The sequence below is a fragment of the Streptomyces sp. NPDC059564 genome (genome assembly GCF_042735575.1).
GTDB lineage: Bacteria > Actinomycetota > Actinomycetes > Streptomycetales > Streptomycetaceae > Streptomyces.
Genome location: NZ_JBHWBP010000007.1, coordinates 60515 through 73121, shown reverse-complemented (window position 1 = coordinate 73121; position 12607 = coordinate 60515). Strand labels below are relative to the sequence as shown.

Below are 12607 nucleotides of genomic sequence, written 5' to 3'. Positions count from 1 at the left end.
TGGTTTTGTTCCCCCGGGGGGCTGTTACGCCCTACTCACGGCCGGGGCGGGGCCCCCGGGGCCCCCCCCACGCTGCGTCGCCACGGGCGTCGGTTGGTCGTTGCTGCGGGGCGAGCGCCTGCCGGCCCCCGCCCCGGCCCTCAGAGCCCGAGCACGAGCAGGATCACGATCACGGGCGGGACGAGCGCGGTCCACGCGCTCCAGCGGCCGACGGCGGTGCCGGAGAAGAACCAGGACGCCAGGACGAGCAGCGGGGTGAGGGTCCAGGAAGCGAACCAGCAGACGGCGACGACCGACAGGGTCGCTTCGAGAGCCGCGCACTGACCGGGGCCGCAGCTGTCCGCGGCCATCGGGGAGAGCCCGCCGAAGAGGAAGGCCACGGGGGCGAGGACCACCGTCAGCACGGAGGTCCAGACGGGTACCGCTCCGCTGTCCCGGTCGGTGGGGGCGGCTGCGGTGGCTGTGGTCATTTCACTCATGGGTACAGCCAAGCGTGCCGGGCTCCGCCGCGCCTGAGCGCTCGTACTCACTCGGGCCTGTGTGATGCCGTGACTTCAGCTTGTTGATCAGGCGCATGACGGTGTTCCGCTCTTCGTAGAGGCCGGTGCCGTGGTTGACGCGCCGACCGCCGCTGGAGCCCCTGTCCCTCCGGTCCATGGCCGCAACGCGGGTGTGTCCTGATGGAACAGGCGGGTCCTGCCCTGCCGACCGGTCGAAGCGAAAGTCGACCGCCGGGCGGGACCGGCACGATGGGACCTGCGAGCAGAGAGTCCGTGCGGGCCGGCGGTCCCTGCTGCCGGAGAAATGGGCTGTGCGATAGCCGTACAGGTGAGTTGCGTCGCCTCGCCGGCCGAGGTGGCACCGGCACCTTCCGCGGGTCGGCTTGTTCCGGTCTGCCCTGACCGACGGGCTGATGAACCGGAACTGGCGAGTGGAGACCGCGACCGGCTGCTGCGCCGTCAAGCAGATCATGGACGGTCCGGTCGCGAAGGTCCGCCGCGATCTCGCCGCCCTGCGGGCCCTCGCGGGTGCCGGGCTGCCCGTCCGTCCCGCTCTGTTCGTCTTCGACCAATGGCGACGTCGGGTATGGGAACTGTCCGAATGTCTTGGGTGTGATCGCACCCAACGACACCATGGGTCATAAGGTCACTCCTCCCAGTCCAACGTGAACTCGCCGGTGGCGCTGTCGCGAGTGGCGTGGCAGTGGCCGGGTGCCAGAGAGAACTCCGCTTCGGCCCACCCGGCGATCGCCGGCGCGAGGGCCACCTCTGCGTAATCGACCTCTATGATCTCCAGCGCTCGGACTGCGATCAGGATGTAAGGGCTGCTTTCGACGCGTTCGATGTCGGCGGATACCTTGCCCAGGCCGAGTTGCAGCGTGGCGACTTCACGCGTGGTGAGTGTCAGCCGGCTGCCGTAGTAGGCGTTGTCGACCTCGGAAGCGTCCAGCCAGACCCGGTCACTGACGGGGGCGCCGGCAGTGGGCGGCGCCGCCAGCCGGATGGCTTCGGCTGCGATCCCGACAAACAGTCCGAAGCCACTCCTTTGCACCTTGTAGCGATAGGTTCTCATCGGATCTCATTCGTGTCGTGGGTCGCGGCGCCGGTCGCCGGACTCGACTTCGGGCGAGGATCGCGGCGGCGACCACGCGGGCCAACGCGGCGACGGGCTCGGGCAACTTCGATACAGGTTCTGATCTCTTCGGCCGAGGCCATCGCCACCGTGGACCCGTCCCAGGTGGTGCGCCGGAGACCACGGCCGGTTGGACCAGCGACCTCCTGCCCCGCACGGACCAGCCGGCTCGAACGCCTCAGCCATCAACTCGCCGGCTGACCCCGAATTCGGCAACTGAGGCGTCCATCGCGCGCGCACCGTTTCGCGCCCCCCTGTCACAGGGGCGAACTATCACGTCAGTCCTTGCGGTCTGCTCCCCTCCACACCGTGACGTCCAGGGTGGTGTACGTGCTGGGGTCGCCCTTCGGCGAGCTGCCCTTGTAGGTGATCATCGCGATGCTCCCGTTATCCGTCCTCACACACATGCGACCTCCCTTCGGAAGGGCCTCGGTGGGGATGCGGGTGGCGAAGCGGGTCTCTTGACGGCAGGCTTGGCGGGAGCCGTCGGAGTCACTGTCGAGCCGGGCGAGTTTGGCGCTGAAGGTGGCGAATTCGCAGCTTCCGAAGCCGCAGGAGTAGAAGACGTCGTCTTTGCTGTACTCGACGGGCTCCAGTGGGACGTCGGCGAACTTCAGGTGGTAGTCCGACGTGAGCTTGATGTCCGTATACGTCTCGGGCTGCGGGTCGGGTCGGGGCGTTGCCTTGGCGGAAGCGCTCGCTTCGCTGCCGGCTCCGCCGGCGGTCCTGCGGTCGTCGGCCTCGCGGGTCATGTTGAGCATGGCTCCGCAGCCGGCGAGGAGGAGCAGCAGCCCTCCGAAGACGGATACCAGGATGACGGCGGTGCGGTTGCGCGGTCGGGCGGGCGGCGCGTACGGGTGACCGGGCATGGGCATGGCCATGGGCATCGGGAGCGCAGGCTGGACGGTCTGTGGCGGACCGTAGCCGCCGGGGGGACCGTAGCCCTGGAGGTGGTGTGCCGTGGGCGGGGTCTGGTACTGCCCGACGGGCTGCGGAGGTCCGACTGGCCGCGAGATCGCGGAGGCTGTGGCCGATTGAGGTGTCGGCTGGGTGGTGGCGGGCCGGGGCGTCGGTGGGGCGGGAGGGAAGGCCGGTGCGGTCGGTACCGGGTTCGGTGCCGGGTTCGGGACCGGGTTCGGGACCGGCGGGCGTTCGGAGATGCCCGCCGCGAGTCCGGCCGGGAGCCAGTCCTCGGGCCTGCGCAGTTGTGTCTGGTCCGCGGCGGCACCGCACAGGTCGAGGATTTCGGTCAACGAGGCGCGGCCGGCGGGGTCCTTGACGAGGCAGCGCGAGACAAGGGTCCGAAGTTCGGTGGGGAGCCCGCTCAGGTCGGGTTCCTCGTGGACGATCCGGTAGAGCACCCCGTGCGAGGGGCCTTCGCCGTACGCGGGCGCGCCCAACGCGGCGTACGCAGCCACCTGGCCGAGGGCGAACACATCGGTGGCGCCGCTGATCTCCCCGCCTGTGGCCTGCTCCGGGGCCATGAAGGAGGGCGTTCCGATGGCGACCCCGCTGGCCGTGAGCGAGGTCGCGTCGGCGGCGCGAGCGATGCCGAAGTCGATCACCCGGGGGCCGTCCGAGGCGAGCAGTACGTTGGCCGGTTTGAGGTCTCGGTGCACGATGCCGGCGCTGTGGACGGCTTGGAGGGCCTCGGCGATCCCGGCGACGAGCATGAGGACGGTCCGGGCGGGGAGGCGCCCGTGCTCGGACACCGCCGCGGAGAGCGTGGGCCCCGGCACGTAGGCGGTGGCCAGCCAGGGACTCGGCCCGTCGGCATCACTGTCGATGACGGGCGCGGTGTACAGGCCCTGTACCCGTTGGGCGGAGTGAACCTCGCGACGGAACCGCTGGCGGAACTCGGGGTCCTGGGCGAACTCGGGCCTGATCACCTTGATGGCGACGGCTCGCCCTCCAGGGGTGTGGGACAGGTACACCTTGCCCATGCCGCCCGCGCCCAGCCTGGCAGCGATCCGGTACCCGGCGACCATGGGCGGGTCGTCCGCCTCCAGTGTCTGGAACACCTCGGTCGTCGCGGATCCGCTCATGAATGCCCCCTGCCGCCTGCGAATTTGCGCCCACCCTATGCGGCTCGGGCTGTGGTGGCCCGCACCAGTCCCCAGTTCGACGCAGGTGAGGCAGCCGCATTTCGCCTGTCCACGCACGTCGGGTGACTGGCTGCCCTCAAGAACGCCTCACGGCGCGCTGTCGAAGGCTGTCCCCTACAGGAAGACCGCGGCGGCCGGCATCCCCCGCCCGCTCCCACATGTGGGTTGAGACGGCCTCGTCGACGCCCTCAAGCAAGCCTCGTGACCCTCGTTGGCGCGCGTCCGCGTACGTCTGTGCGGTGTGGAAGGGGGCGTGACCTGCGCAGCGGACATCGGACGGAACGGGCGTCCTCCTCCGCCTGGCGGAGAATGGCGGAGAGGACGCGGCGGCGCACCGGGCGCGAGGGGCGTGAGCCCGTCTTGGGCTGGGGACGCCGACGGTGGGGCGCACGAGGGGGGCTCATGGGGTACACCGCCGTACACCCGTTATGGGGCAGGCTGGACGCGTCGCTGGACGATCTCGGGTGTGGTCGCGCCTGGACGGATGTCCATCGCGTCAAGGAGCTGGAGCTGGCGTGTCCGGAGTGCCGGGGACGGGTCTTCGCCCGGGTCTCCCAGCGTAGTGCCCGGAACTTCTACCACCAGGTGCGGCCGGATGACTGCGAGCTGGCGAACGAGTCTCCGGAGCACCACCTGCTGAAGCTGGAGCCGGCCATGGCGGCCCTGGCGGCGGGCCGGCGGGCGGACCTGGAAGTCAGCAGCGAGACCCGGAACTGGCGCGCCGACGTGATGGTCTTCGACGAGCACGGCCGTCCCTTTCATGGCGTTGGAGGCGCAGCTGTCGCCGATGACGCCGCAGGACGCCCGGATGCGTACGGACCGCTACCCGCGGGACGGGGTGGCGGTGTGCTGGGTCGCCTTGCAGGACCGGCCGTGGGAGCGCGTCGTGCCCTCGCTGCGGGTGCGCTTCCCGCAGCGGCCGGGGGAGGCCTGGACGGTGTGGCACGGGATGGTGCGCTACGCGTGGACCCCGCGGACCATGAAGGCGAAGGCGAAGTGGGAGCACATAACCTGCTCGCTCGGTGACGCGATCAAGTGGGTCCTCGAGGAGCGGGTACACGTCCACACCGGCATGAACGGCACGGTGTGGTGGACGGCTCCCGCGTACGAGCACCTGGCCGTCGCCCGCGCCCGGCTGGAGGCCGAGGCCGAAGCCGTCGAGCGGGCCGCCGACGCCGAGCGTCGCCGCCAGGAAGCCGAGGAACGAGCTGCCGCAGCCGCGCAGCGCCGCCAGGCCGTCGAGGAGCGCGCGCGGGAACGGAAGCGGGAACGGGAGGCGGAGTTGCAGCAGCCGGCGAGCTTCTTCGAGTACGTGGGCCTGGATGCCTCGGTGTGGGAGCCCTTCACACAGATGGTTCGTTCCGCTTCGGGCAGGGCGATCAAGTACGCCGCTCAGAGCCCGGCTCACGGCGACGGGCTGCTCGTCTACTCCCGGGCGAGATGGGGAAGCGACGGGTTCAACCTGGCCGGGGTGGTGTGTCCTGATCCGAAGGCGCTCGTCCGGTGGCCGAAGGACCTGACGATCCTGGTGCCGAATCAGACGTGGCTCTCCCGTATCCAGGCTGCCGCCGGGAGCCCGCTGAAGGTCGCGGTGCTGAACCCGGTGACCGGGCGCAGCGATTTCGTACGTGTCGCCCCTCATGGGACCGCGGGTTGACCGGTGGGCCTGTTGGGTCTCACGGGCCCAACCGGGCGTGAACGGGCGCGGCTACAGGCGGGCCAGTAGCCCGCAGTGCGGATCGTGCAACAACCTCCAGCGCTGTGCGGTCGCCCGTGCGAGCTGCGGCCGGCAACGACGCGTCGAGATCCGCCGGCAGGACGGTCGGCCGCTGTGCGCGAACTGCGGGCGTCGACGGCCGGCGTGGTCACCATGCGGGTGGAAGCGCCGCGTCGGCGGGCGCACACCGGACGGCGCGCCCCTGTGCCGCTCCGGCGAGCGATTAAATACCCGGGTGATGAACTGGGCACAAACGTACGACTGTCGCTTTGGCGCCGACCGCGTCCCCAAGCTCTTGGAGCAGCTGGAGCGCGAGAGCGATGCGGAAGCGTGGAAGGAGCTGGGGTACAGGCTGGTCCTCGAACACGACCTCGTATGCCCCGCCGGCTTCGCCGCGCTGCCCCGCCTGGTACGTCTTGCTTCGGGCAACGCGGACGCACGCCGTCTGGCCGGGGAAATTATGGAACGTGCCGCAGGGCAGCACGGCTGCGACGAGCTGCTGGAGGGCTGCGCTGACTCCATCGTGGAGTTCCGTGGGCTGCTGGACAGGCACCTACGATCAAGGCCGGCCGACTATCTCGTCGCCTTCCGCGCGCTGCTCGCGGTACAGGAGGAGTACCACTGGGCGGCCGTCCTGGGAGACTTCACGGACGATTTCTACGGCCTGGACTGCCCCCACTGTGCCGCGGAGGTGACCATCGCCATCGGCTGCTATGGCCGCAACTCGGCGATCCGGGACTGGGATCTGGGCGACGTGGACCGGCGCGACCTGCGGCCGACACCCGCCGAGCAGTTGTCCGGCGTCGGCCAATGGATGCACGAGATCACCGCCCGGGACGAGGAGAGCGTACTCGCCAATGGAATCCTCAACCTCTTCGGCAAGGCGGAGTGCCCCAACTGCGAGAGTGTCTTCAACATCGCGGATGAATACGCAGCAGCCAACCGCCCCATCCTGCGGTAAGCCACCGAGCGACGAGCACTCTGACTCAGAGCCGGAACCACTCGAACCTCGGGACTGGTGTCTCACCCACATTGCAATTCGGCATGAGGGGCAGACCATTCCGCGACTTCTGATAGCGGAGTTGCCAACAACCTGGCCTCTGGCCTACTGGGCGAGGTACTCGCGGCCGCGCATGATGAATGTCGCGATCGAGGCTCTGATCGACTCGGTGAGCGTCCGCTCCAAGAGGGGGTAGGGCTTGCCATACTGCTCGCCGCGGGGCCCGAGGTGGTACGTCGTGTAGAAGAGGATCGGGTCTACCGCATCGAGCTGCAGTTGGCCGCTCTGGCCAACTGCAGGCTCAGATCCGGCTACGAACTCAGCATTGCCGCAGGCCAGGGGCTGGGTCCACGCCGGTGTGCACGAACACGGCAGGGACGTTGCCCACTGACCGTTGTCTAGCTGTGTCCAGTACCAGATGTCGTTCTGACCCTGGTGGGGATCGCCGTGGCCCCAGCACGCGAACCAGCTGAACCCGCTGGTGAGCGTGCCACGGGTCGCCGAACGGTAGGAGCGGTCCGCTGATCATGATCGCTTGACGGCCAAGCCGGAGCCACATAACGCTCGCCTGCCCAGCCCACACAGCACGATGAGGATCAGAGAGGTCACGCGGAAGTTGGAGTTCTCGGGGCCCTACGCAGCCACATGCTGGTAGCGGACCGGGACGTGTCAGGCATGGTGCAGGTCTCTGAGGAGTTCGATGCCCATGTGGTCGGTGTCGCTGGAGGTTCCGCCGATTTTGTGAATCAGGACCCAGGCGCCGTTGGGGAGCGCGCCGGCGAAGGCGGACGAGGTCCCGGTCGCGCCGTTGTGCCAGGTGACGAGGCCGGTGGTCTGCCAGGTGGGTGCGGGATCGCCGAGTTTCCGGTCGACGAGCAGGCCCTTGAGCAGGTCGGCGGTGGCACGAGGGGTCCCCCAGAGGCCGCCGGAGGGAAGGATGGCCCCCTCCAGAGCCCACTGGGTCCGTCTGCGTCCGAAGAGTCCCGTGGGGTGCAGGCAGCGCTCCGCCGGTGGGTGGGCGGTGATCTCGCGGATGCCCAAGGGCGTGAGGACGTGGTCGCGGATGAGTTGTTCGTAGGGCAGCTGGGCCGCCGCGGACAGGGCCGCGCCGAGAACGGCGTATCCGAGGTTGGAGTACTCCTCGGTCGTGCCGGCGGGCGCGACGGTGATCTCATGGAAGCTGCCCAGCAGTTGGTTCAGGGCTGCGGTGTCGAAGCTGCGGTAGGGGTCTTTGCCCGGCAGCCCAGGAGGCTGCCGGGGGAGACCGGAGGTGTGTTCGGCCAGATGCTGCAGGGTGATGCCGGTCCCGTGGGGCGTCGGGAGCCAGCGTTCCACCGGGTCGGCGGCGCCCAGCAGGCCGGCTGAGGCCATGCGGACGAAGGCGGTGCCGGTGAGGACCTTGGTGAGTGAACCGATCTGGACGTAGCGGTCCGGGTGGTGGCCATGTGTGGTGCGGGGCGCGGCGGCGCTGGTGACGACACATGTGGGCGTGCGCGTCCGTAACACGGGCGCGGGTCCTTTCAGGGGCGGGCGGGCGGAACGGCGCAAGCCGGGGTCCCGGCGGGCATGCGGTGCCGGTGGTGGGCCACCCAACGGTAGATATGTCGCGCGGCGTTGCGCAGGAGGGGGGCCTGGATGGCTGCCCCGGCCAGTTGGCAGCGGCGGCTGGGGGAGTGGCGCATGTACACGGCCAGGGCCTGGGCGCCGCTGGCGATCACTTGGCCGTGGCGGAACAGGAGGACTTCACGGTCCAGGCGGGCACGACATGGGCAACGCCTCCTGCAAGGACGACCTCGGCTTCGACTCCAAGGGCGTCACGCGTGACCACCGAGCGTCACCGGGGCGCCCGACTTCGCGGGCACCGCCTCGAACCAAGCAGCGGTCGATACCTTCCACGAGGCATGGTCTGCGCAGGGCATGACGGTCTGTCGCCGCGACCCGAATGGTACTGGGCGAACCGACGCTGCTCGCCGACGGCGGGTGGATGCGGCACCGGGAGTACCTGGTCAGATGGGCGTAGGTAAGTACCGTGGCACACGCAGGGCAGAGCACCGGCAAGGCGGCCCACGGCCGCCTGAGCGCGGGCTTGTCATATCGCGCCGGGCCCGCTTCGGCATCGGCCGGGAAGGGACGCCGGACGCGGGCCGGGACCGGGACATCGTCACTGTCGTCTCGTCCTCCCACCCGGCCGAGGATCGAGCAGACCTACCGTGTACGGCTGAGTCCCAGCGAGACGGGGTTCGCCAGCAGCGACTCCGGTGCCGCGCTGTGGCGATGGCGTGGTTCCACCGGCCAGATGACAGCCAGGAGCCCCGGATGAGCCGGCAGCCGGCCACCGCGTCCGTGCCCGGCCGTCAGCCCGTCGGTGAGCACACGGCCGCGTCCGTCCTCGCGTACGCGGCTGCGGAGCGCGCGAAGGCCGACGTCCTCGCTTCGGTGTTGGAGGACATCGCTGTGAACGGTTACTCCTTGCCCGAGTCCGGCGTGCCGCGGGAAACGGCCCGCGACGGCCACCGCGCCCGCCTCGCCGACGAGCAGCCCCGTGTCGCCTGAGCACGCCGCGCGGCGCTCGCGCGTCGTCATGGTGGAGCCCGCACTCACCCGGCTCGCCAAGCTCACCGCCAACGAGACGCACCGCCTGGAACACGGGCCACGTGGTGTACGGCTCCTGCACGGGTAGGAGGGTCGGCGCCGAACCTGCCGACGGCCCGCGGAAGCCCATGCGAAGCGGGTGTGTAGGTCACGCCGTCCGGGGCAGAGCGGCCGAGGTGAGGTTGAGTCGCCTTGCTGAGTCGCCGATAAAGCTGCAGGTCAGAGAGGTGTTTCAGGTGAGATAGCGACTGAAGAGACTCAACTTCAGGTATATGGGGACACTTTCTTGTGTGCGTGTGTGCGTCATACAGAGGAGGCTTCAGTCGCTTCAGTCGCTGTAAAGGGTAGTAGGTGCCCGCTGAACTGCGGTTTTCGCGCAGCGACTCAGGGCGGCTCACCCCTGCCGTGGGCGTAGGAGGGTCTGCGGTACAGCCGGCCATCGACATCGACTCCCACGAGGGCGATCCCCCGCAGCGGGACAAGGCCCTGCCCGGCATCCCGATCGGTGAGCACATCGACCTTTCCGGTCTTACCAGGGGCTACCACTCCCTCGCTGTACTCGCCGCATCGTGCCCAGGACCAGCACCACCGAGGGCACCTACAGGCCCATCGGCCACATCCGGCAGCCTGCATCGCTCCGGGGATGGCTTGCTCAGGAACGGCAGCGCACCGGACATCTTCCGGCTCCTCCCCCGGGGTACGGCCGCGGGCTCGTCAGGCTGTTCTCGCCGCCGCCCAGATCCTCGCCCAGAGCAGGCCGGTACCCGTCCACGCCCCCCCAACGCCGCACCGGCGCACCCCATTGGGCAGCCTCGTTCGGCACATCGACGGTGCCCGCCGCTACCTTGCCGGCAAGAGAGATCTCACCGGACCTGGCCCCGTCCGCATCGCCGGCATCGCGTATGCGGAAACCGAGGACCACACCGGCCGCTTCTTCGAGGAACGCTGCCCCTTCCACGCCGGTCACCGCGCAGAACAAGCCCGCCTTTACAGCGTCTTTCGCCCCTGGTGCCAGAATGAAGGCGCGCCCGCCATCTCCTCCCGTGCCTTCGCGGTACGGGCCCGTGAGCCAGTGGGCCTGGCCTCACCCAAAGAAATGCTCCTGTCCAACTCGAAGAAGTGCTACCCCGGTATCGGACTGCTCGCCGAAGAGGAGAAAACATGAGCTCCCTCATCTCCGACGACGAGATCCATCACGAAGTCGACCTGATCTGGCTCGAAGACGTCACCGCACTCGACTACGTCCGCCAGTCCCTCGACCGTCTCCCCACCCGCCGCGGCAAGCCGGCCTACCACCGCGACGGACGCCTCGTCGGCTACGCACAACTCGGCAGCAAGGCCAAACCCTCACGCCCCAGTGGCACCTTCCGCCGCCGCGTCTTCTGGCTCCTGCCCCACGACCGCGATACCGTCCCCGACGGCCTCTACGCCACCGGCGCCCCAGCTGAAGCCGTCGACCCGACCACGCTGGTCGCCGGCAGCCGAGGCCGAAAGACCGAGCGCTCCGAACGGCCCGCGCAGGCCGCCGAGGCCTGATCGCCGGCATCCACAGCTTCGATGCCGCACACATTCATGTCGAGCTTCGGGGTCGCTTCAGTCGCTGTACGACGGAGCAACACGCACCTGATCGGCACCAGCTACGAACGCGGTGGGTGGACCAGCGGTTGCTGGTCGAGCCGCAGACCAACCGCGAGGAGAACTTGACCAGGAGGCGATCGCGCGCCGTCCGCGCAGCCTCGACGATCTGCCGGGACTGCTCCAAGGAGCCGATCGCGGAGCGGTGGACGGGCCCGAGGCCGGTCAGGGCCGCACGTTCACCGGCGGGGTGTGGTGGAGCTGACGACGACTCACCTCGGGCAGGAGTTCAGCCCGGTGGCCCTGTACGAAGCGGCGCAGGGTGCCGTCAGCCGAAGCAGCCGCCTGTCGGCGTGGCTGTGCAACCGTAGGGCCGACCATCGGCTTTCTGCCACCATCGTGGCAGTTTGGCCGGAGGTCCATGGATCACCTGCCACGACTGTGGCAGGATCGGTTTTGCAACAGCCTCTGCGTCGGCGCCCCCGCGGGTGCCGGGGTGATTCGTCCAGCGCGACTTCGGGGGACCAGCCGGTGACAGAAGCCTTCTCTCTACCGACCGTGGTCGCCTCGCAGTTGGCCGCAGCCGTCGAACGGGTCGTCGACCTGGGAGCCAAGCTGGGCCGCAGCCGCGACGAGGTCCTGGATCCGGACAAGCTACGCCTCGCCTCAGGAGTCCCGCTCGACGTCGTACGAGCGCTCCTCCACGGGCGGCCGGCAGGCGAGCCGGACATCCACAAGCGGTTCCGGCAGCGGCTCGACCTGCTCCACGAGACGTACCTCAAGGAGAACGGCCGCAAGTTCTCGCATGGGGAGATCGCCCGGCAGAGCGGCATCTCCCGGCAGCAGGTACAGGCACTGTTCGGCGGAGACCGGCGCCCGACGATGGACCATTGCGCACGGCTGGAGCGGTTCTTCGAGCGGCCCGCCGGCGCCCTCCAGTCGGAGGACGCCGAGGCGCTGAGCTGCGCCCTGGCCGTCATCGAGAAAACGCTGCTCCAGGAGTACCAGGAACACAGTGAACGCGGCGTCCTGGCGGAGCAGTCGGCCGGCGCCGGGCGGTCGAGTCTCTACGAGCGGCACGGCGTCGACGGCATCGCGCTGCGCGCCGCCCTGCTTCCCGATCAGGGGCGCACCAAGTTGCTCGAATGGCTCGACAACTACATGGACGAGCGCGCGGCCGAAGGCGACGAGGAACCGCCCGGCGATGTGTCCTGAGGCGTGCTGTCCGGTACGCGCCAGGGGACTGGTCGGGCTGTGCCCTTCGCCGGTCGTGACGCGGAGGGTTGGTGAAACGGTCGGCTGCTGTGCGGGGGCGGTGCGGGCTGGTCGCGTGGAATCCGCCAGGGCGCGAACTCCTGCCCTTCGCGGAACAGGGGCATGGGAGAGATACGTGTTCAAGCAGCGGGAGATTCGGCAGTCCGTCGGCGCCCTCGTGGATGGGATCGGCCATCTGAAATCTCCGGTTCCGGCCGAGGAGGTCTGTCGCGCGCTCTGCGATGCCATGGGGCGGCGCCGGGGGCGCAGGATCGAGTTCCGCACCACGCCCTTCCCTCCGGGCACCGCCAGCGGTCTCGCCCTGAACCTCGGGGAGCAGGACCTCATCATCGTGGAACGGAAGACCGTGGCCGAACACCAGATCGTCATCGCCGGGCACGAGTTACGCCACCTGGAGCTGGGCCACTGCCACCAGCACGTGACGGAGGGCTCGGCAGCCGCCCGTCTTCTGCGCCACGACGCCGATCTACAAGCGGCGGTCGAGTTCGCTCTGGCTGTAGCCGGACGCCACAGCCCCGCCCTCCTGAAGCAGGACGCGGCTGCCGCCAGGAAGCACGAGGGAGAGGAACAGGCCGCGGAGCGCTATGGCCTCGAACTGGCACACGCCGTACGGCACCTGCTGGCGGTGCCCGACGCACCCGTACTCGACCGTGGCACGACGTCCGGCCGCATCGCGGCCGCGCTCGGCCAGCACGGCATACGGGGCTGACC

The 12607-nt window shown here is 69.4% G+C and carries 11 protein-coding genes and 1 pseudogene; 8 read left to right on the top strand and 4 right to left on the bottom strand.

Features of this window, described 5'->3' with window-relative positions:
• Window positions 1-140: 140 nt before the first annotated feature.
• The 3 genes from ACFV0Q_RS03380 to ACFV0Q_RS03370 form a co-directional block, all read right to left on the bottom strand.
• Window positions 141-470, bottom strand: a complete 330-nt coding sequence (locus ACFV0Q_RS03380) for a hypothetical protein (protein ID WP_384999719.1) — start codon at window positions 468-470, stop codon at window positions 141-143.
• Window positions 471-1146: 676 nt separating this feature from the next.
• Window positions 1147-1572, bottom strand: a complete 426-nt coding sequence (locus ACFV0Q_RS03375) for a hypothetical protein (protein ID WP_384999716.1) — start codon at window positions 1570-1572, stop codon at window positions 1147-1149.
• A 338-nt stretch (window positions 1573-1910) separates the two neighbouring features.
• Complete coding sequence (locus ACFV0Q_RS03370) at window positions 1911-3677, bottom strand: serine/threonine-protein kinase (RefSeq protein ID WP_384999713.1); 1767 nt, start codon at window positions 3675-3677, stop codon at window positions 1911-1913.
• Between the two features lie 820 nt (window positions 3678-4497).
• Between ACFV0Q_RS03370 and ACFV0Q_RS03365 the strand changes: the two genes are divergently transcribed.
• Both ACFV0Q_RS03365 and ACFV0Q_RS03360 read left to right on the top strand, forming a co-directional pair.
• Window positions 4498-5394 carry a hypothetical protein gene (locus tag ACFV0Q_RS03365; protein WP_384999711.1) on the top strand — a complete coding sequence of 299 codons (897 nt, stop codon included), beginning with the start codon at window positions 4498-4500 and terminating at the stop codon, window positions 5392-5394.
• Window positions 5395-5692: 298 nt separating this feature from the next.
• On the top strand, window positions 5693-6415 hold the full coding sequence (locus ACFV0Q_RS03360) for a hypothetical protein (RefSeq protein ID WP_384999708.1): 723 nt from the start codon (window positions 5693-5695) through the stop codon (window positions 6413-6415).
• Between the two features lie 708 nt (window positions 6416-7123).
• Here the strand turns inward: ACFV0Q_RS03360 and ACFV0Q_RS03355 are convergent.
• A complete protein-coding gene (locus ACFV0Q_RS03355; RefSeq protein WP_384999705.1) occupies window positions 7124-7960 on the bottom strand; it encodes a serine hydrolase domain-containing protein in 837 nt (278 codons plus the stop codon).
• 810 nt (window positions 7961-8770) lie between these two features.
• Here ACFV0Q_RS03355 and ACFV0Q_RS03350 point away from each other — a divergent pair.
• The 6 genes and pseudogenes from ACFV0Q_RS03350 (at window position 8771) to ACFV0Q_RS03325 (ending at window position 12605) form a co-directional block, all read left to right on the top strand.
• Entirely contained in the window at window positions 8771-9007 is a 237-nt protein-coding gene (locus tag ACFV0Q_RS03350; RefSeq protein WP_384999702.1) for a hypothetical protein, read from the top strand.
• Window positions 8997-9134, top strand: coding sequence for a hypothetical protein (locus ACFV0Q_RS03345; protein ID WP_384999698.1), 138 nt, complete (start codon window positions 8997-8999; stop codon window positions 9132-9134). Before ACFV0Q_RS03350 ends, ACFV0Q_RS03345 begins: the two co-directional genes overlap by 11 nt.
• A gap of 735 nt (window positions 9135-9869) precedes the next feature.
• A pseudogene (locus tag ACFV0Q_RS03340) lies at window positions 9870-10211 on the top strand (primase-like DNA-binding domain-containing protein); the annotation flags it as partial.
• Window positions 10208-10582, top strand: a complete 375-nt coding sequence (locus tag ACFV0Q_RS03335; RefSeq protein WP_384999695.1) for a DUF6009 family protein — start codon at window positions 10208-10210, stop codon at window positions 10580-10582. The pseudogene ACFV0Q_RS03340 and the gene ACFV0Q_RS03335, both read left to right, overlap by 4 nt.
• A 570-nt stretch (window positions 10583-11152) precedes the next feature.
• Window positions 11153-11836: a transcriptional regulator gene (locus tag ACFV0Q_RS03330; protein ID WP_384999692.1), complete on the top strand. Its 684-nt coding sequence runs from the start codon at window positions 11153-11155 to the stop codon at window positions 11834-11836.
• A gap of 175 nt (window positions 11837-12011) precedes the next feature.
• Window positions 12012-12605: a toxin-antitoxin system, toxin component gene (locus tag ACFV0Q_RS03325; RefSeq protein WP_384999689.1), complete on the top strand. Its 594-nt coding sequence runs from the start codon at window positions 12012-12014 to the stop codon at window positions 12603-12605.
• The last annotated feature ends 2 nt before the right edge of the window (window positions 12606-12607 follow it).

Bases quoted from the DNA above. Each gene is read 5' to 3' on its own strand.
- ACFV0Q_RS03360 (WP_384999708.1), top strand. From the start codon at position 5,693: ATGAACTGGGCACAAACGTACGACTGTCGCTTTGGCGCCGACCGCGTC.
- ACFV0Q_RS03380 (WP_384999719.1), bottom strand. From the start codon at position 470: ATGACCACAGCCACCGCAGCCGCCCCCACCGACCGGGACAGCGGAGCG.
- ACFV0Q_RS03365 (WP_384999711.1), top strand. From the start codon at position 4,498: ATGGCGTTGGAGGCGCAGCTGTCGCCGATGACGCCGCAGGACGCCCGG.
- ACFV0Q_RS03350 (WP_384999702.1), top strand. From the start codon at position 8,771: ATGAGCCGGCAGCCGGCCACCGCGTCCGTGCCCGGCCGTCAGCCCGTC.
- ACFV0Q_RS03375 (WP_384999716.1), bottom strand. From the start codon at position 1,572: ATGAGAACCTATCGCTACAAGGTGCAAAGGAGTGGCTTCGGACTGTTT.
- ACFV0Q_RS03370 (WP_384999713.1), bottom strand. From the start codon at position 3,677: ATGAGCGGATCCGCGACGACCGAGGTGTTCCAGACACTGGAGGCGGAC.
- ACFV0Q_RS03335 (WP_384999695.1), top strand. From the start codon at position 10,208: ATGAGCTCCCTCATCTCCGACGACGAGATCCATCACGAAGTCGACCTG.